The organism is Acetobacterium sp. KB-1 (genome assembly GCF_003260995.1).
GTDB classification, from domain to species: domain Bacteria; phylum Bacillota; class Clostridia; order Eubacteriales; family Eubacteriaceae; genus Acetobacterium; species Acetobacterium carbinolicum.
Map to the genome: position 1 here is coordinate 488,928 of NZ_CP030040.1, position 19,564 is coordinate 508,491.

General features: G+C 44.8%; 20 protein-coding genes. 16 read left to right on the forward strand and 4 right to left on the reverse strand.

What is annotated here, in order from left to right; genetic code table 11:
• Positions 1-29 precede the first annotated feature (29 nt).
• The 3 genes from DOZ58_RS02290 to DOZ58_RS02300 all read left to right on the forward strand — a co-directional run bounded on the left by DOZ58_RS02290 (position 30) and on the right by DOZ58_RS02300 (position 2,105).
• The gene (locus DOZ58_RS02290; RefSeq protein ID WP_111886818.1) at positions 30-371 is read left to right on the forward strand and encodes a hydrogenase maturation nickel metallochaperone HypA; all 342 of its coding nucleotides are present in this window, start codon (positions 30-32) and stop codon (positions 369-371) included.
• 126 nt (positions 372-497) lie between these two features.
• Positions 498-1,268: an arylamine N-acetyltransferase gene (locus DOZ58_RS02295; RefSeq protein ID WP_111886819.1), complete on the forward strand. Its 771-nt coding sequence runs from the start codon at positions 498-500 to the stop codon at positions 1,266-1,268.
• 222 nt (positions 1,269-1,490) lie between these two features.
• On the forward strand, positions 1,491-2,105 hold the full coding sequence (locus DOZ58_RS02300) for a hypothetical protein (RefSeq protein WP_111886820.1): 615 nt from the start codon (positions 1,491-1,493) through the stop codon (positions 2,103-2,105).
• Between the two features lie 31 nt (positions 2,106-2,136).
• Here the strand turns inward: DOZ58_RS02300 and DOZ58_RS02305 are convergent, their stop codons facing one another.
• Entirely contained in the window at positions 2,137-3,048 is a 912-nt protein-coding gene (locus tag DOZ58_RS02305; RefSeq protein ID WP_204355457.1) for an exopolyphosphatase, read from the reverse strand.
• Positions 3,049-3,433: 385 nt separating this feature from the next.
• Here DOZ58_RS02305 and DOZ58_RS02310 point away from each other — a divergent pair, with 385 nt between their 5' ends.
• From DOZ58_RS02310 to DOZ58_RS02325, 5 genes are all read left to right on the forward strand, one after another.
• Complete coding sequence (locus DOZ58_RS02310; RefSeq protein ID WP_111886821.1) at positions 3,434-3,631, forward strand: cold-shock protein; 198 nt, start codon at positions 3,434-3,436, stop codon at positions 3,629-3,631.
• Positions 3,632-3,775: 144 nt separating this feature from the next.
• Positions 3,776-3,934 carry a hypothetical protein gene (locus tag DOZ58_RS18635; protein WP_204355458.1) on the forward strand — a complete coding sequence of 53 codons (159 nt, stop codon included), beginning with the start codon at positions 3,776-3,778 and terminating at the stop codon, positions 3,932-3,934.
• A gap of 99 nt (positions 3,935-4,033) precedes the next feature.
• Positions 4,034-5,338, forward strand: a complete 1,305-nt coding sequence (locus DOZ58_RS02315) for a DEAD/DEAH box helicase (RefSeq protein WP_111886822.1) — start codon at positions 4,034-4,036, stop codon at positions 5,336-5,338.
• A gap of 137 nt (positions 5,339-5,475) precedes the next feature.
• On the forward strand, positions 5,476-6,339 hold the full coding sequence (locus DOZ58_RS02320) for a response regulator (RefSeq protein WP_111886823.1): 864 nt from the start codon (positions 5,476-5,478) through the stop codon (positions 6,337-6,339).
• Positions 6,330-6,788, forward strand: a complete 459-nt coding sequence (locus DOZ58_RS02325; RefSeq protein ID WP_111886824.1) for a chemotaxis protein CheX — start codon at positions 6,330-6,332, stop codon at positions 6,786-6,788. The genes DOZ58_RS02320 and DOZ58_RS02325 overlap by 10 nt, the downstream gene beginning before the upstream one ends.
• An 88-nt stretch (positions 6,789-6,876) precedes the next feature.
• Here DOZ58_RS02325 and DOZ58_RS02330 read toward each other — a convergent pair whose 3' ends face one another.
• The 3 genes from DOZ58_RS02330 to DOZ58_RS02340 form a co-directional block, all read right to left on the reverse strand.
• The gene (locus DOZ58_RS02330; RefSeq protein WP_111886825.1) at positions 6,877-9,852 is read right to left on the reverse strand and encodes a methyl-accepting chemotaxis protein; all 2,976 of its coding nucleotides are present in this window, start codon (positions 9,850-9,852) and stop codon (positions 6,877-6,879) included.
• Between the two features lie 175 nt (positions 9,853-10,027).
• Positions 10,028-10,576 carry a hypothetical protein gene (locus tag DOZ58_RS02335; protein ID WP_111886826.1) on the reverse strand — a complete coding sequence of 183 codons (549 nt, stop codon included), beginning with the start codon at positions 10,574-10,576 and terminating at the stop codon, positions 10,028-10,030.
• Complete coding sequence (locus DOZ58_RS02340; protein ID WP_111886827.1) at positions 10,576-11,154, reverse strand: PadR family transcriptional regulator; 579 nt, start codon at positions 11,152-11,154, stop codon at positions 10,576-10,578. The genes DOZ58_RS02335 and DOZ58_RS02340 overlap by 1 nt, the downstream gene beginning before the upstream one ends.
• Positions 11,155-11,594: 440 nt before the next feature.
• On the opposite strand from DOZ58_RS02340, the gene rsgA reads away from it, so the two are divergent.
• The 8 genes from rsgA (at position 11,595) to DOZ58_RS02380 (ending at position 19,391) form a co-directional block, all read left to right on the forward strand.
• Positions 11,595-12,671 (forward strand): ribosome small subunit-dependent GTPase A, encoded by a 1,077-nt coding sequence (rsgA, locus tag DOZ58_RS02345; protein ID WP_111886828.1) that lies wholly within the window; start codon positions 11,595-11,597, stop codon positions 12,669-12,671.
• Positions 12,672-12,713: 42 nt separating this feature from the next.
• Positions 12,714-13,550, forward strand: a complete 837-nt coding sequence (locus DOZ58_RS02350; protein WP_111886829.1) for a lipase family protein — start codon at positions 12,714-12,716, stop codon at positions 13,548-13,550.
• 44 nt (positions 13,551-13,594) lie between these two features.
• Entirely contained in the window at positions 13,595-14,065 is a 471-nt protein-coding gene (locus DOZ58_RS02355) for a GNAT family N-acetyltransferase (RefSeq protein ID WP_111886830.1), read from the forward strand.
• A 663-nt stretch (positions 14,066-14,728) separates the two neighbouring features.
• Positions 14,729-16,192 (forward strand): anthranilate synthase component I, encoded by a 1,464-nt coding sequence (trpE, locus tag DOZ58_RS02360; protein WP_111886831.1) that lies wholly within the window; start codon positions 14,729-14,731, stop codon positions 16,190-16,192.
• The gene (locus DOZ58_RS02365) at positions 16,192-16,773 is read left to right on the forward strand and encodes an aminodeoxychorismate/anthranilate synthase component II (protein WP_111886832.1); all 582 of its coding nucleotides are present in this window, start codon (positions 16,192-16,194) and stop codon (positions 16,771-16,773) included. The genes trpE and DOZ58_RS02365 overlap by 1 nt, the downstream gene beginning before the upstream one ends.
• Complete coding sequence (trpD, locus tag DOZ58_RS02370) at positions 16,766-17,794, forward strand: anthranilate phosphoribosyltransferase (protein ID WP_111886833.1); 1,029 nt, start codon at positions 16,766-16,768, stop codon at positions 17,792-17,794. The genes DOZ58_RS02365 and trpD overlap by 8 nt, the downstream gene beginning before the upstream one ends.
• Positions 17,791-18,573 (forward strand): indole-3-glycerol phosphate synthase TrpC, encoded by a 783-nt coding sequence (trpC, locus tag DOZ58_RS02375; RefSeq protein ID WP_111886834.1) that lies wholly within the window; start codon positions 17,791-17,793, stop codon positions 18,571-18,573. The genes trpD and trpC overlap by 4 nt, the downstream gene beginning before the upstream one ends.
• A gap of 158 nt (positions 18,574-18,731) precedes the next feature.
• Positions 18,732-19,391 (forward strand): phosphoribosylanthranilate isomerase, encoded by a 660-nt coding sequence (locus DOZ58_RS02380; RefSeq protein ID WP_242988580.1) that lies wholly within the window; start codon positions 18,732-18,734, stop codon positions 19,389-19,391.
• The last annotated feature ends 173 nt before the right edge of the window (positions 19,392-19,564 follow it).

The following is a 19,564-nucleotide window of genomic DNA, read 5'->3' on the forward strand; positions in this document are numbered from 1 at the left end:
AAAGAAACGAGAAAAAGAGGTGTGAGGCCATGCATGAGCTCGGGATTGTTTATGAAGTGATTAAAATCGTCGACGCGTTCGCCGTGGAGAACAATCTGACCAGGGTTGACACGATTATTCTGGAGATCGGACAATTGTCCCAGACCATTCCCCACTTTGTGGAAGCCTGTTATCCGGCGGCGGTTAGTGAAACCCCCTATGAAGATACAAAGCTTGAAATCATCGTGCTGCCGGCCACCGGGGAGTGCCAGTCTTGTCATAAAATTTATAATGTGGTTGACCACCGCAAGATTTGTCCAAACTGTCAGGGTGAAGATTTCAGTTTGATCTCCGGCCGGGAATTCAGTATCAAGGAGGTTGTCGCCTATTGATAGAGGCGGCAATTGGAATTAAGTGCTTAATAAAATTATTCTTAATGCAATCAGTTTTAGCTTTAATTTCCCAGGCGTTCTGGTATACTGGAGTTAGTTTAAACGAAACTAAAAAAAGGAGAACGTATGCCAGATAAATTATTTAACCTGGAGGACTATTTTAAGCGGATTCATTATACCGGGGGTAGCCAGGTTTCCGCTGAAACCCTGAAACAACTCCATCTTGGCCATGTGATGAACATTCCCTTTGAAAACCTCGATGTTTTTGAAAAGAAGAATATTTCTCTTGATCTTGACGATCTTTTCGAGAAGATGGTGAAAAACCATCGCGGCGGTTACTGCTTTGAAATGAATAGTCTCTTTGCGGCGGTGCTGACCGAGATGGGTTTTCCAGTCACCAGGCATCTGGCCAGAGTCTACCACGGAGGGTTTGATAACTCGGGAAAAACCCATATGGTGTTGCTGGCAGAAGCTGACGGCCAGAAATGGGTCTGTGATGTAGGTTTTGGCGGCAACAGTCTGGCCGCACCGCTTTTATTTGAGGAAGGTCTGGAGCAGGAGCATCTGGGACGAATTCATCGGGTGATGGCCGACCCGGTTTACGGTTGCCGAGTAGAGTTCAAAACTGCCACTGGTTTTGAACCCATCTACGCTTTTACCCGGGAAACCTGTTGTCCGGCGGATTATCTGATTGCAAATCATTTCACTGCCACCTACCCGGAGTCCTTTTTCAGACAGGCGCAGATGTGTGCTTTGGTCACAGAAACCGGCAAGATCACTTATTTTGATGGCAATTTAAAGATTGCTGACGGTGAGGTGCTGACCGAAACAGCCATCAACGGCGATGCCGCAATCAAAGAAGCCTTAAAAAGCTATTTTGGGGTGAAGCTAAATTAAAAGCTGGCAATAAAAAAGCAACAAACCGATTTGAGGATTGTTGCTTTTTAATTGACAAAACCACAGCTTTTGTTTAGAATGAGTTCAGCGAAAATCTCAGTAAAAATCAACTTTGAGAGTGGTATTGTCGAGACATTGCGAGGCCCACTCTTTTTTTTGCAGGATTTTATGACGGTTAATGCCATTGTAGACAAATTGAGAAATAGAACAGGAGAAGAGTGAATGAAGAAAAAAATTTCGAAGCCGATTCTGATCGGCGGTATTGCGGTGTTAATCGGCATTGCTGTTCTTGCCGTCATTGTACTGATGATGTTCGGGGGCGGTAAAGAAGAGGTCAGCAAAGATCCCTTAAACTTATACAATAAGATACTAGTGGGGATGCCTAGAGAGGAAGCTGAAAAAGCTTTGAAAGTCGAAGGATCTGCCAAAGGGAAAGGCTTTAACTATGTCGATGAAAACACCGGCTATGGGGTCACAGTGAGCTATAATACAATGGTCACAGAAGCTACGGATGGTTCGGAAGAGACAGAAGGTGCGGAGGTAGTGGTGTTTAAATCACTATTTGTCCCGGATAATACCTATCTCGACGGACTTGTCAACGCCAATGTTACGGCGGATCAGGTTAACACCCTTAAAGAAGGGATGACCTACGAAGAGGTCAAGACTATTTTAGGTGGAGTAGACGGTACCGAAATAAATTCTGCCTACAATAAAAAAGATGCTGAAAATTCCTATACGGTGATGGCCTGGTTTAATCCAGATCGATCAGTGGCCTATGTTACTTTTCTGGGTTATCGGGGAACGGTCATGGTCTTTGAATTTCGTCCCGAGCAATAAAAAAAACGCAACCTGCGACGGTTGCGTTTTTTTATTTGCTTTTAAGTGCCGCAATGATCTCTTCAATAATGGTGTCAGCATCGTTATACGGGATTTGACAGGTACCGACCATGTGATGGCCGCCGCCCCCATACTTGAGCATCAGTTTGCCAATATCAGCAGTGCAGCTTCGGTTTAAGATGCTGTAACCGCAGGCAATGGAGACATTTTGTTTTTGCTTGCCGTCAACAATCCAGAGTGATACGTTTTGATCGGGATAAAGGCTGTAAATCATAAAACGGTTGCCAGTATAAATGGTATCCACATCCCGTAAATCGGTAACAATCACATTATTAATAATTTGAGTATGCGCTGTTACCATTTCAGTAAAACGTCGGGCCTGATCGTGGTAAAGATCAATTCGTTCTTTTACGTCCGGCAAGGCCAGAATATCTTCAATGGACAAGTTTCGAAAAAGATTGATCAGTTCTTCCATTAATTGGTAATTACTGATTCGGAAATCCCGGAATCGACCTAATCCGGTACGAGGGTCAGAAATAAAGCCCAGTAGGATCCAGCCAGTGGGGTTTAAGATTTCATCCCGGGTAAGCTTCCCGGAGTCCACCTTATCCACCGAAAAAATCATTTCCTCATAATTGGGAAACTTTGCGGCACTGCCATAATATTCATAAATAATTCGAGCAGCCGAAGGTGCCAGTCGGCTTACGCCTGCCACCCCAGGATGCCATCCCATTCGCTCTTTCTCTGAAGAATGGTGATCAAACCACATCCCGCAACCGGGCACATAGGGAACATTGGCCAGCACATCATTTTCGGTGGGGGAGAAGAGCCCGTCCTGCAGGTCTTTTGGATGAACAAAAATCCAATCATCAATGATGTCGGCTTCTTTTAACAGCATACCACAGATTAAACCGTCAAAATCAGATCGAGTAACTAAACGCATATGAAACCTCCTAAGAAAAAATTCTAGCTAAATGCCACCGTAAGTTTAAAAGCCCCTCGGGCTGTTAAGGTCAGTAAGAATTTAGAAACAGTTTTTATATTGTACCATTTAAGAAGCAGATTTTCCATCTTTTCAATGAAAAAAAATAAGGAACAATTGGGGCTTTAATTAAAGGGTTTAAGATATTTTTAAAAAAAATTATTAAAATGTTTGCTTTATTGATTGTTACGTGTTATTATAAGTAAGAACTTAAATTAATAGTAAATGAATTTAACAGTATTATTTTTTAATTGGTACTATGCTTTACAGTATTATCCTAATTTAGAAATGTAGTTGTTATCCGTATTACAAGGATTTAGGGAATAAAATTAGGAGGTACTCATCAATGAATGGTACAGTGAAATGGTTTAACTCGGAAAAAGGTTTTGGTTTTATTACAGGGGAAGATGGTAAAGATGTATTTGCACATTTTTCACAAATTCAATCAAGCGGTTATAAATCTTTAGAAGAAGGCCAAGAAGTTTCTTTTGAAATTACTCAAGGACCTAAAGGCCCACAAGCCGAAAATATTCAAGTTATCTAATAACACAGATATTTTAAACTTATGCCTGAAAACGGCATAAGTTTTTTTTTATACTGTCACAAAATATTGACAGCACTGATCCCTGATCGCGAACGATAATCCCAAGGGGTTACTGAGGTTTTACGGGGAAAAGGAGGGGATTTTATGTCAACAAACAACATCGAAGCGATGAAAAAAATAATTGACGCGAAGAAAAAGCTAAGTGCACAACAGGGAATAAAAGCTGATAAACCGAGTCAAAACAAGGTAAGTCATCGAAAAGCATTTAAAACAACAAAACGAGGCGGATTTTTCGATAAATAAATCTATTTTCTAAGGAACGCAGACTGCGTTCTTTATTTATGATATGGGTTGGTAAACTATCTCAACCCATTCTGCACTTATATTATAAAGGAGAAACTATTGCAATTTGAAAATTTAAATATTATACAGCCGATTCTGAAGGCTTTAATAGCTGAAGGATACACAGAAGCTACACCAATTCAGGAGAAGGCCATTCCGTCTTTACTGGAAGGCCGGGATTTACTGGGATGTGCTCAAACCGGAACGGGCAAAACTGCCGCCTTTGCTATCCCGATTTTACAGGGGCTTTCATACGAGCAGCGAAATCTCAAAGGAAACCGACCCATTAAAGCGTTGATACTGGCACCTACCCGAGAACTGGCTCTACAGATCAGTGATTCATTTAAAGCTTATGGCAAATTTTTAGGTTTGCGGACCTTGGTTATTTATGGAGGTGTATCTCAAAACCCTCAAACCAAGGCATTGTCAGCTGGTGTTGATATTCTGGTGGCAACCCCGGGACGGCTACTGGATTTGATTAACCAAAAATACATACGTCTTAATCAAATCAAGTCTTTTGTACTGGATGAAGCAGACATGATGTTGGATATGGGCATGCTTCAGGATGTCCGAAAAATTATCAAGCACATGCCGGCCGAGCGTCAAAATATGCTGTTCTCGGCAACTATGCCGATGGAAATAGCCAAACTGGCTGGCACCATCCTCCGAAATCCGGCCAAGGTAACCATTACTCCGGTTTCATCAACGGTGGAAGTAATTAAGCAAAATGTGTATTATGTAAATAAAAACAATAAAATCAATCTACTCATTCATTTGCTTAAAAATAAGGAAATTGTCTCTGCACTGGTTTTTTCCCGAACTAAACATGGGGCCGATAAAATTGTTAAGCATCTGGAGCGTTCCGGGTTTAAAGCGCAGGCGATTCATGGTAATAAATCTCAGAATGCGCGGCAATTGGCTCTGAATAACTTTAAAGAACGAAAAACTCGGATCTTGGTTGCAACAGACATTGCCGCCCGGGGAATCGATATTGATGAATTGTCACATGTCTTTAATTATGATTTGCCGGAGGTACCGGAAACATATGTGCATCGGATCGGACGTACGGGTCGGGCTGGCTTTGGCGGCATAGCCATAGCATTTTGTGATCAGGAAGAGATGCCCTTACTGGACGGCATTGAAAAACTTGTGTTGAAATCAATTCCCGTGGTTGAGGTTCATCCCTTTCCTTTGGTGGAGGTGCCAGCAGAACAAAAAATAGCATCTTCCCGTCGTTTGGCAGCACATCAGCCCACAGCGCCCCGAAATCGTCGCGGAAGCGGAAGCGGTTCAGGTAAGTCAACTGGTGGGAAAAAAGATCGGGATCGTTTTTATGCGAAAAACAAGAGAAAAGATAATCTGTAAAATTTGTGTATTTTGAAGTCGTCTGGGTAAAAATTATTACAGAAGATATCCGTAAATAATACTTGACGAATGCTTGTGATAACCATTAGAATTAGTAAATAGGAAAGTTTCGATTCGATTAAAAAGGCGGTGGATTTATGGAAAATATTAGAGTGATGATAGTAGACGATTCAACCTTTTCAATAGCAGTTCTTAAACGGATGCTTCAGAAAGATGGGATAGAGATCGTTGCCACGGCTCTTAACATGAACGAGGCAATAAAAAAAGCCCAAGAGATCAAACCAGATCTGATTACGATGGATATGACCTTGCCTGATGGTGATGGAATCGAGTGTTCAAAAGAAATTCTTAAATGTCTGCATGATACAAAAATTATTGCCATCAGCGCAATGATGGATGAAGAAATTATTCAGCTGGCTAGAAAAGTTGGTATCAAAGGTTACTTGCAAAAACCGGTAGATCAAACGGATTTGGACGCCGCAATTGAGCGACTTTTTGAAGGTGAAGAACTTTACGGTGTCTTAAAGAGCAATTTTGAAGAAGCGTTTAAAGAATCAATTTTCAGTTTTTTGAAGCGGGAGATTGGTGGAGAAGTCGTAGTTGAAAAGGTTGAGGATCATCCGATGACTACAAATTCTTCAGGAATTTCTGTGGCAATTGGGATAATTGGACGGCATGACGGAAGATTGATTATGGATATGTCCGAAGATACTGCCTTGAGCATGACCCGAAAAATCCTTCAGGATGAAGGCCAGCAAATTGACGAAGCGATTAATTTTCTAAGCGAATTCACAAATGTTATCGCTGGTAATGCCTGTTCGCTTTTAAATGGACTTAATCGTTCCTTTGGTCTTCGAGTTTCACCACCCACAGTATTCCGAGGTAAAGATATCACGATTTCGATTGGAGATATTATGAGCGAATCATTTGTTATTAAAACAGATATGGGTGATGTTTTTATGAATGTTGGCTTTCAAAAGGGGGATGTGGAATGGATTTAACAATTATCAATCCTTTTATTGCTTCAGTGACGGATGTGATGCCTCAATTGGGGTTTGCTAACATTGACCTGAAAGAACAAAGCGAGAAATCAAAAAAAATTGTGGCCAGTGGAATTGTACTAACTTTGGGGATAGTTGGTGATAAAAAGGGAAATGTAGCCTATGCTATTGATACTGAAGGTGCTAAGCAGATCGCTTCCATTATGATGATGGGGATGCCGGTGGATGAACTGGATGATATGGCAAAAAGTGCAATTTCTGAGCTTTCCAATATGTTAACTGCCAATGCGGCGATTAATTTTTCCAATGACAATGTTACTGTAGATATTTCACCACCAACGATGCTGACGGGAGAAAGTATTGAGCTTAGTATGAGCAAAGACCAAGTCATGTGTGTAGAATTTGATATCGATGGCATTAAACTGGAAATCAATGTGGCACTCGATTAAATGAGAGTTTTAAAGTAATAAAAAAGGAGCATCCCCCTATCAGGGATCATGCTCTTTTTTTTATTGTCTAAAACGGGTGGCTTTTGGTTTATTTGGTCAATTTAAATTTGCTAACCATATTCTTGAGCAGTTCCGCCTGACTGTAGAGCTCTTCGCTGGCGGCAGCACTTTCTTCGGCAGTGGCCGAATTGGTTTGAACAACCTGAGACACTTGATCGATGCCGGTATTAATTTGGTTGATAGAAGCGGTTTGTTCATGAGAAGCGGTATCAATTTTACTGACTAAGACGGCGACTTTGGTAACCCCATCCACAATTTCGTTGAGTGAATCAGCAGTATTATTGGCAATGACAGTGCCCTCGGAAACTTTGGAAATAGATCCTTCAATCAGTTCGGTGGTTTCCTTAGCTGCTTCGGCACTGCGTCCAGCCAGGGTTCGGACCTCTTCAGCGACGACCGCAAAACCCTTGCCTTGTTGTCCGGCCCGGGCAGCTTCCACTGCTGCATTCAAGGCCAGAATATTGGTCTGGAAAGCAATGTCATCGATGACCTTGATAATATTTGAAATTTTTGCCGAGGAGGCATTGATTTCTTCCATCGATTTTAGCATTTGCTGCATCTGAGTGTTGCCGTTTTCGGCATTTTGCTGAGCGGTCAGAGTCAACTGATTGGCCTGATTGGCATTAATGGCATTTTCTTTGGTTTGAACCGCCACCTCATCAATGGAGGCATTGAGCTCTTCCATTGAACTGGCCTGCTCGGTAGCACCCTGGGCCAGAGCCTGACTGCCGAAGGAGACTTGTCGGGCGCCGGAAGCGACCTCATCAGCTGAGTCATTGATATTTCCAAGAATTTCATTCAGTGAGTTCATGGTATCATTTAATGAATTTTTAATAATTGCATAGCTACCCAGGTAATCCCCCTCCATGTGGTGGGTTAGCTGTCCAGCAGCCATTTGTTCAAGTACGACGGCGGCCTCATTGATGGGCTGCTCGATGGCATCCAGAGTTTGGTTAAAGCCATCGACGATATCCCGGTAACCACCAGCAAATTTTGACGCATCGCTGCGAACGGTCAGGTTGCCGTTGATTCCAGCTTGAGCAAGATTACGGGATTCCTCAATCAAACTGTCAATAGTGGTTAAGGTGGCGATTACCGATGGGATCAGTTTATCGTTGTCGGAACGTTTGCCAATGGCGATAAAGTCACTCAAACGACTGGTGTCACCTTGAGAAATACGGATAAAAGCATCCTGAACATTGAGAAGGCGGGAATGAACCAGGTTGATCTCCTCGGAAAATGCGTTCATATTACCTTTATAATGACCTTCCATGCTAATGGTATAGTCATTAGCGGCCATCTTGGTCATCACCTGTCGAGCCTCATTGATCGGTGCTAACAGGGAATTTAGCGTATTGTTAAAGCCTTCGATGATTTTTTTGAAATCACCGTTGTGCCGGGTGGCATCGGCCTGAATTTCTAACTGGCCTTCGGTAGCAGCTTGAGCTAACATATCAACATCAGATACTAAGGCATTGATATTGTCGATGCATGAGTTAAGGTTTTCTTTAATCGTATTAAAGTCCCCATGATAGGTAGCGGTTATTTTTTCGGGAATATCGCCCCGGCTGATCTTATTGACATAGTCCGCCGACATGTTTAGCGGCTCAACCACTGCATCAAGGGTATTGTTGACACCAACCACAATATCCCGGTACTTACCCTGGAATTTGGTGGCATCACCTCGAACAGATAAATGACCATCGGTGGCTGATTGAGTTAACATTTCTACCTCTGTTTCCAGGTTTTTGAGATTATCAACCACTTCAATAAGACTTTTAGACTGAATATCCTTATCCGATTTGACATCGACGGCAACATTAAGATTTCCCAGAGAAATCTGTTCCAGGGTGGCAATATTTTCCTGAATATTTTCCGATAGTTTCTGGAAGGAAAGTCCCAGCTTGCCCAGCTCATCTTCACGGTTGATGATTGCATCAGGAATTTCACTGTCAAAATCACCCAATTCAGCCTTACGAAACAGCTCAGTGATCAGAACGATAGGATTGACCACCCCTTTGACTTGTTTAACGATGATAAAGCTGAGCACGATCAGGGTTAATAAGAATAATCCGATTAACTGGATGATCAGGGCCATTATCGGGGCATTGAGTTCACTTTGGGACTCCATAATAGCAAGGGTCCAGCCGGTTGCAGGGATCGGGGCATAATAGATGTTATTTTTGCCGGAATCATCACGGAATACCCCGGAACCGGGTTCACCACTGAGCATAGCTTCCCCCAGCGTCGACAAGCTTGGGTTGGGATCTTCAAGCAAGTTGACGGCCATTGCCTTGGAAACATCAGCATCAGCAATATAGAGGCCGGTTCGGTCCACCAGAAAGGCGCGACCGGTTTCACCGATTTTGATGTTGCTGACCATTTGTTGAAGACTGGAAAGATCGATATCGCCGGTAACCACCCCTTTGAAATTACGATTGGTATCATAGAAAGCGGATGCAGCAGTGACCATCGAAATCCCCAAGGCTTCGTCTTTAAATGGTGACGACCAGGCAATTTTACCACCAGCGTCTTTACCTACCATGTACCATTCCTGATTGGGATAATCATAATCATCAGTACTAAACAAGGCTTCAGCGTAGGCGATATTTGAGCTCTCCCGATAGGCGTATGGTCCGAAATATTTAATTTCAGGTAGATAAGCATTGTAGTCATAAAAGACTCCGACACCATAAGTATCGTCAGTAAGTTCAACATATTGGGTTAAGAGCTTGTTATACTCTGAGGGAGCCATCTGAGTGCCAGTGACGCCGATAGTGGTGCTCAAACTGCTCACCGCTTTGCTGTGAGTACTGAGTACCTGCTCAATCTCACCAATAGTATTACTAAGCTGGAGATTCATTTGTTCTTCAATTTGCTGATTTTCGGTGTTGATGCTTAATGCCGTGACAGTGATGCCAATCACCAACAGGGCCAGGGCCACAAAAATGATCACCATTGAGGTGATTTTATTACCGATTGAGTGCTTGTTAAAAATCTTCATTGTGATTTCCGCCTTTAAATTTTTTAATTAGTGGTCATTTTATACCCCATTCTAAATCATTTTAAACCGAAACGCTACGGTATAATTGTTAAATCGCTGCTAAAAAGTCGTTATTTTATTACTGAAAAACTGGAGGTGAATTTTTGTAAAAAAAAGTTAAAACGGTAATGTTTTTTTACTGGGCCTGGATTTGAGTTTGAAGCTGTAAAAAATTCTGGCCCAGCGGCTTGCTGATATTGGGCAGACCGATGCGGGTAAAAAGATCCATTAGAGCTGTCCAATAGGGTGGATAGAGTCCCTGACCCTTAGAAATCAAGGGTTCCTGGTTCTCGATGATTATTTTTAAATCCCAGCCGAAAGCAGTATCACTATTCTCTGAGGTGTTTGCTGACTGATAATTGCTTTTCCAGTTCAAGACATAAAGCTGATAGAAATCCTCAAGTAATTGTTGCCACTGGAGCTGGTCAATGTAGATCTCCGGAAGATCCGGGTAATAACACAGAAAGGGCCCCTCAATGGTGGCTCCGGCGGCAGTTTTTGTAAAGGTCAAATTTTGACTGGCAATCGCCTTCTGATAGGTATTAAAGATAATCTGGCGGGTGTCTGCTACGAGTTCATGGTAATCGTGGCCAAATTTGGCTTGGCAGTCCCGGCAAAACAATAAGGGTAAGGTCGCTGGGCTGGTGTTAATGCCGCCGCATTTAGGACAGAAGATAGGGCTCATTAGGGTCTCCTTTCGTCGACAAAAATTCGGGTATTGGTGGTGACTTCTTCAATGCATTCGTTGAGCCATTCGATGTAGGATTTTTCGCGTTTGATGGCCGATTTAAGGACAATATAGTCGCCGTATTCGGGACTCTGTATCTTTGAAATGTCTTTAGAGTCCAGTAATATCTGCATGTTGTTCTGGAGCTTTTCCAGTTTTTCCTGACGTTGGGTCAGTTGGTAGTGAAAGTGGTTCAGGATTTTGGCATTGGACAGAGATTCGATAAAATAAGCTTTTAGCCGAAAAATATCCTTGGGAGTAGGCTCCAGTAAATCCTGCTGTAAAATCCAGTTGTGAAATTCCTGTCTGCCTTTTTCTGTAATTGAATAAATTTTTTTGCGAAGTTTTTCATCCTCGGGTAGTATTTCGTAGGTAATTAGCTTTTCGTCGGTGAGCTTTTTTAATTCCGGGTAGATTTGGCTGTGCTTGGCATACCAAAAATTAACCAGTTCCATATTAAATACTTTCATTAAATCGTAGCCAGTCATAGATTCCCGGTTGATCAAGCCGAGGATGGCATATTTTAGAGTTCTCATGTGTTTAAGCCTTTCGTTTTTTGTCAAATAGTTATCCACTTCTATTTTATCTGATTTTTGTTAGAAATGCATTTATTTTCTTGGCTAGTTTTAATATTAACATCAACAAGCAATTTATTTGCCTTGACTTGATTAAAAAGAATCATTTACAATAATAGTACAGGATATTAATAAACTATCATACCGACCAATTGTTAATCTGGTGTTCGCCACAAGATCGGACAGGCTACCGCCGCGTTCGCCTTAATGCGTACAACATGCGAACAATTATTGGTATTAGGATATGCTCTTTAATAGGCTGAAATTACGAATTTAAAGTAGAGTGGAGAATTTATGAAAAATATTAGAAAAATGGATAGTGTCGTGACGCCGGAGGGCAAAGAACGATACTAAGCCTTTAGCCCTCCAAACGGTCAAAATACTAAATTTGGAGGAAAAAAATGAATAAAATAGATTTAGAAAATTACGGATTGAATCAGCACCTTAAACAGGAAGCGAGTTTGTACAGTGACTTGTTCGTAGCCAGGGTGACGGAGCAACATCGGGAACTGTATAAGGTGATCACTGAAAACGGCGAATTGCTGGCTGAGGTGTCCGGGAAATTTGTGTTTAAGACTGAAGACAATACCAGCTTTCCAGTGGTTGGCGATTGGGTGATGATTGATCGGACCGAGGAAGGTTCGGGCAATGCGGTGATCCATCAGGTATTAAGTCGCACCAGCTTGTTTGAACGAAAAGCGGCCGGAACGGGAAATGGAGTTCAGATTGTCGCTGCCAATTTTGATCTGGTTTTTATTTGCATGTCGTTAAACAATGATTTTAATCTGCGCCGGCTGGAACGCTATTTATCAATTGCCTGGAGTAGTCAGGCCAGGCCAGTGATTGTCCTGACGAAAGCGGACCTATGCGATGATTTACCGTCGCGTCTAGGTGAAATTTCTGCTGTCCGGGTAGGAACTGATGTGGTGGTTTGCTCCAGTGAGGGCAACCGTGGTTATGACGAGATTGCAGCCTATCTGTCGGTGGGAAAAACGAGCGTCTTTCTGGGATCGTCCGGGGTGGGTAAATCCACCATTATCAATCATCTGATGGGGGCAGAAGTGCTCGAAACCAAAGGCCTGAGAAATGATGATCGGGGCAGGCACACCACCACCCATCGTCAACTTCTGCTATTGCCCGGCGGTGGCGTGGTCATAGATACCCCAGGGATGCGGGAACTCCATCTCGAAAAGGCGAATCTTTCCAAGTCCTTTGAGGATATTGAGGCACTGGCCAAGCAATGCCGCTTTGGAGACTGTCGCCACAGCGGCGAACCGGGTTGTGCGGTCCGAGCTGCCATTGAATCGAAAAACCTCTCGGAAAAACGGTTTGAAAACTATCGCAAGTTGCAAAAAGAAATGGACTACGAAGGACTCAATTCACGTCAGCTGGAAGCCGAAAAAATTAAAAAAATGTTTGGCAGTAAAGGCGAAATGAAACAGATCATGCGTCAGGCAAAAAATAAAAACAAACGCTAAATAACGATTAGGTCACAATTTTTAATTCAAAGGAGAAATAAGATGAAGCAACAAAATCTGCCGGAATCTTACAGTAAACAGGATGCCATTTTAATGGCTGGTTTTAGTTATCAGACCTACCCTTTTTTTGATCAGCAGCAGCTGGCACTGCCAGCCGGTTTTGAGCTTAGGTATTCATTTAACGGTAAGACCGGGGTGACGGAAAAAACGGAAGAAAATTTTGGCTTTATTGCTGAGTCAGAAGATCGGCTTGTACTGGCTTTTCGGGGGACCGATTCAACCCCCAATCTGGATTCGGATTTGGATCTTTTTCAGATTCCCTTTCCCTATGTAAAAAATGCCGGGTCTAGCCATCGAGGCATCACCCGGGTTTATCAGTCGCTTAGGGAGGAAGTGATAGAGCAGATCAGTCAATTGCCTGACACTAAAAAACTCTACATCACTGGTCACAGTCTGGGGGGTGATCTGTCGATTATGGCGGCGCTGGATTTTGCTGTTAATACTGCCCGTAAAGAAGCGATTGTTTATACCATTGCGGCAGGTCGGCCCGGTGATCGGGATTTTGTCGGTACTTACAACGCCCACGTCAAAAACAGTTATCGGATATTTAATGTCCATGATTTTATCCCAACCCTGCCAGCCGCCGAGTATCCGGCTCCTTTCACTGAAGCCGGGTTGTTCTATGAACACGTGAACGCTTCGGTTCCGATTGGTTTTCAGATGGACAACCTGTTTTTGAATCACCGGATCAACTGTTATTTCCAGAAGCTGGGAGAGCAGGATATTAATTATATGAATGCTCTGCGCAGCAGTAGTCCAGGCTTTTGTCCGGAACCGATAAATTTGAAGGAATTGGCGGATTCGATGAAAAACAATTAGGGATTTGCCAAGTAATCCCAGTTGACATCCCAGGAGAGGTTTAAATGATAAAAAAAATTGAAAATATAGATTTGGAAGCAGCAATAGATCTGGCCAATCAGGTATTTCATGAATTTATTGCCGATGGCTACACCGAAGAAGGGCGCCAGACCTTTACCGATTATTTGGACTATAAGTTGGAAGAAATGGCTGAGGATTTGGAAAGCGGCCATAAGAAACTGTGGGGTTTCTATGAAGACAACCGGATCATCGGGGTCATTGGCACCCGGGATCGTTTTCATGTTTCACTTATGTTTGTCGATAAGAACCATCACCACCAGGGCATTGCCCGGGCTTTATTTGACACAGTGCTGGCGGATTTAAAAAGCCAGCTACCGGGAAAATTCTTTGTAATGACGGTCAATTCATCTCCTTATGCGGTGGAAGTTTACCGTCGTTTCGGTTTTGAGGCAACCGCTACGGAACAGGTTAACAAAGGGATTCGGTTTGTACCGATGAAGCTGACAGTTTGTTAAGTGGTCCTGGAATTTTCTTAATGATTGCGTTGTCATAAAAAAATAATTTGACAAAAACCGCAATATCGATTAAGCTTTATCTAATTTAATCGTTCAATCAAACCGTTGACGTGGAGATAACGGTGTATCGTGCAGTTACAGAGAGCGGGGAAGGCTGAGAGCCTCGCACAACGCAGATCATCAAATGGACCACTGAGGGCGCAGTCAAAGGAAATGTGTATTTCTGAGTATTCTGCGACGTGACGCATACGTCAGTTGCGAGGGATATGTTTGTATCCTGCAGAGTGTACAGGGATTTTTCTCTGTAAATGAAGGTGGTACCGCGGGCTTAAATTTTTTGCGCTCGTCCTTGATTAATTTTTATTAATCAAGGACGAGCGTTTTTTATTACTTAAAAAACGTATAAATAGGTGTGGGCACTGATTGGAAGGTTAACTCGTCACTGACGTACCGACCAATTATTAATCTGTTGTTCGCTGCGGGATCGGACAGGCTTCGCCGTGTTCGCCCCGATGCGTACAACATGATGTAATAATTGTCGGTACTGGGTAGTGGTGGGATTTTAGTTTTTGCTCATCACTTTTAAGCAGCTAATTAACAAAGTTTCATAAGAACTAAAAACTGGATTACGAGATAAATTTTTCTTTACGAAAGGATACGATTATGATTAAACCATCGATGGAAGAGGCCAGAGGGTATTGTGGGGATTATCAGAGCATCCCGATTAGTCTGGAGCTGTTTTCAGATATTAAGACACCGATTGAGGTGCTTAAAGTTTTAAAAGGAACCGGCAAAATGTGTTACTTGTTAGAAAGTGTGGAGGGCGGCGAAAAATGGGGGCGGTATTCCTTTTTGGGTTTTGATCCGACCCTGACGGTGAGCTGTCTGGATGGCGAAGTGGTGGTTAAAAATGGCAAAATCAAGGACATTCTCGCCGATGACCCACGGACGGTGCTGCGGGAAATTCTGGCCCAGTGGAAAAGCCCCAAGCTGGATTTTATGCCGGTGTTTACCGGCGGCTTTGTCGGCTATATCTCCTATGATTTTGTTAAATACACCGAAACCAACCTGGTGCTTACAAATGCTAATGCCGAAAATTTTGATGACATGAATCTGATGCTTTTTGATAAGGTCATCGCCTATGATCATCTGCGCCAGAAAATTGTGGTGATTGTCAATATTAAAACCGATAACTTTGAGCAAAACTATATTGACGGGGTGATTGTACTTAAGGAAATTGAAGCGTTGATAAAAAGCGGAAACAGCACCGTGGCGTTTCGGGGTCAGGTGACATCAAAGTATCGCTCGCTGTTTAGCAAAGAATACTATTGCGAGATGGTAAAAAAAACTCGGGAGCATATTGTTCAGGGCGATATTTTCCAGGCCGTCATTTCCAACCGGCTGGAAGCTGACTTTGAGGGCGATCTGCTGTCGGCCTATCGGGTGCTGCGAACGGTTAATCCCTCGCCGTACATGTTTTATATCGACTTTGACGCGATTCAGGTCGCCGGGGCATCGCCGGAAACCCTGGTGTCGCTGAAAAATTCGCGGCTGGCAACTTTTCCGATTGCTGGCACCTGTCCCCGCGGCGAGACACCGGAAGAGGACGAGGCCTTTATCGCCGAGTTGCTCAAGGACGAAAAGGAGCTCAGTGAACACAATATGCTGGTCGATCTGGGTCGCAACGATCTCGGCAAGGTTAGTGAGTTTGGCTCAGTTGCGGTGACAACCTACCAGGAGGTCGTCCGTTATTCCCATGTTTCACACATTTCTTCCACTGTCACCGGCACCCTTAAAGCCGGGCTGGATCAGCTCGATGCCCTCGGGGCGGTATTGCCGGCGGGAACCCTGTCCGGAGCGCCGAAAAAACGGGCGATCGAAATCATCAATGCTCTGGAAGGCCAGAAGCGTGGCGTTTACGGCGGGGCGGTCGGCTATATCGATTTTTCCGGCAATATGGATATGTGCATTGCGATTCGGATGGCGGTTCGCAAAAACGACAAGGTTTATGTCTCTGCCGGAGCCGGAATTGTCGCTGACAGCATCCCAGAAAACGAATTTAATGAATCCCAAAACAAGGCCAGAGCGATGTTTGAAGCCCTCGAACGAGCCCAGGAGGTGGAATAATGATTTTACTGATTGACAATTACGACAGTTTTTCCTATAACCTGTATCAATATGTGGGAATGATCAATCCCGATATCCGGGTGATTAAAAATGATGAACTGAGTTTGGCCGAAATTATTGCTTTAAAACCGGATCATATCATTGTCTCACCGGGGCCGGGACGACCGGCGGAGGCGGGGATCTGCGAAGAGGTGATCGACACTTTCAAAGACAAAACCCCGATTCTGGGGGTCTGCCTGGGTCATCAGGCGATCTGTGAGGTTTTTGGCGGTACCATCACCTATGCCAGTACTCTGATGCACGGCAAAAGCAGCAACGTCCATATTGCCAACGGCAGTCCGATCTTTCGGGGTCTGCCGCCGATTATTGTAGCCGGCCGCTATCATTCCCTCAGTGCCGAGCGCAGCAGTCTGCCGGATGAGCTGCTGATTATCGCCGAGGATGACGATGGTGAGGTGATGGCGGTGAAGCATCGCAATTATGATGTTTACGGGGTGCAGTTCCATCCCGAATCGATCCTCACCGATTCGGGCCACACGATGATTGAGAACTTTTTAAAGATAGGAAACGAAAATGATTAAAGCAGCGATATACGATATTGTCAACGGCAAGGATCTGTCCCTGGAGCGCACCCGCGAGGTCATGGATCAGATTATGAACGGCCAGGCTACTAACGCCCAGATCGCCTCGTTTCTGACGGCGATGCGGATGAAGGGCGAAACCATCGATGAGATTACCGCCTGTGCGATGGTGATGCGGGACAAATGCACTAAGATCCTCCCGAAAACCGATGTACTGGATATTGTTGGTACCGGCGGCGATGAGGTGTCGACCTTTAATATTTCGACCGTGGCGGCACTGGTGATTGCTGCTGGTGGAGTGCCGGTAGCCAAGCACGGCAACCGCAGCGTCTCCAGCAAATGCGGTTCGGCCGATCTGCTAGAAGCTTTGGGCGTGAATATTGAATTGTCGGCGGAGAAAAGTGCCGTAATTCTGGATGAGTTGGGGATCTGCTTTATGTTTGCCCCGACTTATCATACCTCGATGAAATACGCCGGGCCGGTCCGCAAAGAACTGGGGATCCGGACGATTTTTAATATTCTCGGTCCGCTGGCCAACCCGGCTGGCGCCAATATGCAGTTGCTGGGCGTTTATGACGAAAACCTGGTCGAGCCACTGGCCAATGTTCTGAACAAATTAAAGGTCAAACGGGGGATGGTGGTTCACGGTCACGACGGCCTGGACGAGATTACCCTGACTGACACCACCACCATCTGCGAAATTGCCAATGGCAAGATCAACAGCTTTTTTATCACCCCGGAACAATTGGGACTAAAACGCTGTGAATTATCGGATTTGATCGGCGGCGAAAAGGAAGAAAATGCTGTCATCACCCTGAATATCTTAAACGGCGAAAAAGGACCAAAGCGGGATGTGGTGGTGCTGAATTCGGCCTTCTGCCTGTATATGTCCCACAACGATATCACCCTCCGGGATTGCGTCAAAATGGCCGAGGAGATTATCGATTCCGGCAAGGCTAAGGCTAAACTGGATGAATTCGTTAAGCGCAGCAATGAGATTACCATCGAGGTGCTGGCATGATATTGGATCAAATTGTGGCCTCCACCACTAAACGGGTGGCGGCGCTTAAAGAAACAACCACTCTGGCGCTGCTAAAAAGTCAGGCCAAACGCTCGGAAACGCCCTTTGCTTTTGAAAAAGCCCTGGCCAGAAAGTCAGCCGCTGGAGAAATTGCTTTTATCTGCGAGGTCAAAAAAGCTTCGCCGTCCAAAGGCGTGATTGCGCCAGATTTCCCTTATCTTAAGATTGCCCGGGACTATCAGGCTGCCGGAGCCGATGCCATTTCAGTGCTGACTGAACCGGAATTTTTTCAGGGCACGAGTGCTTATCTGACCGAAATCAAAGAACAGGTAAGCATTCCGGTGCTGCGTAAAGATTTTATTATTGATGCCATCCAGATTTATGAAGCCCGCCTGATCGGCGCCGATGCGATTTTACTGATCTGTTCAATTCTCACCACCGCGCAGATTAAGGACTATCTAGGTATTGCTGATGCGCTGGGGCTGTCGGCGCTGGTCGAAGCCCACGATGAAGCAGAAGTTAAGCAAGCCCTGGCCGCCGGCGCCCGGATCATTGGGGTCAACAACCGCAATCTTAAAACCTTTGAAGTGGATCTCCAAAACAGCATCCGCTTGCGCAAGCTGGTGCCGCCAGAAATCCAGTTTGTTTCGGAAAGTGGGATACGGACTCCGGAAGACATCGCGAAACTGCGGAAAAATGGGACGAATGCGGTACTGATTGGCGAAACGTTGATGCGTAGTGGGGATAAGAAACAGGAACTGGACAAGCTACGGGGGTAGCTGCGGCGGTGGTGAGGGCGAGGGTCTGACCCCTTGGTCATCACGGATCGCCCCTACGAATTGATGATAGACGGTGCCGTTTAAATAGTATACACCAATGTGATGTGTTAGGTTGTAGGGGCGGGTAGTACCCGCCCGGAACGTCGATTTTATAGCAAATGTTTATTATAAAATTGGCGCCGGATGGAATTAAGAGCGAGGAGTTAACCATGACAAAAATAAAAATCTGCGGGTTATCCCGCTTAGAAGATATTGCGGCGGTGAACGCGGCCCGGCCGGATTATATTGGCTTTGTCTTTGCCACCAGCAGGCGTCAGGTCGATATGGCAACGGCGCGAGTCCTAAAACAAGCGCTTGATCCCGGCATTGCCGCGGTGGGGGTTTTTGTCAACCACCCGGTGGCCGAGATCATTGCGCTGGCCGAGCAGGGCATTATCGACATCATCCAGCTGCATGGGGATGAGGAGGAAGCCACCGTCCGGTTGCTGCAAACCCAAACCGGTGTGCCGGTAATCCGGGCGTTGCGGATCAGCAACCCGGTCGACATCCGGGCCAGCACCGCCGATTACCGGCTCTTTGACACCTACGATCCTTCCCAATACGGCGGTTCCGGGGCGGCCTTCAACTGGGATCTGCTGGCCGGAACCAGCGGCGATTTCTTTCTGGCCGGCGGCCTCAACCGCAGCAACATCGCCGCCGCCATCAACCAGGTCAATCCCTACTGTGTCGACTTAAGCAGCGGCGTCGAAACCGCTGGTAAGAAAGACCGGGACAAGATTATTGAGATTGTCGAAATGATCAGAAAAATTCGCGGTTAATAAAAACTACTGGAATAAATACACTGTCGTAACGCATTATTCCGTAGCGGCGGTCATTGACCGCCCGCAAGCGTAGATCTTATGCCATGCGTTTATCTTAACAGCAACAGCGTCCGGGCGATTGCGAATCGCCCCTACAAACCGAGGATAGACGATGCAGTTTAATAAAAGCA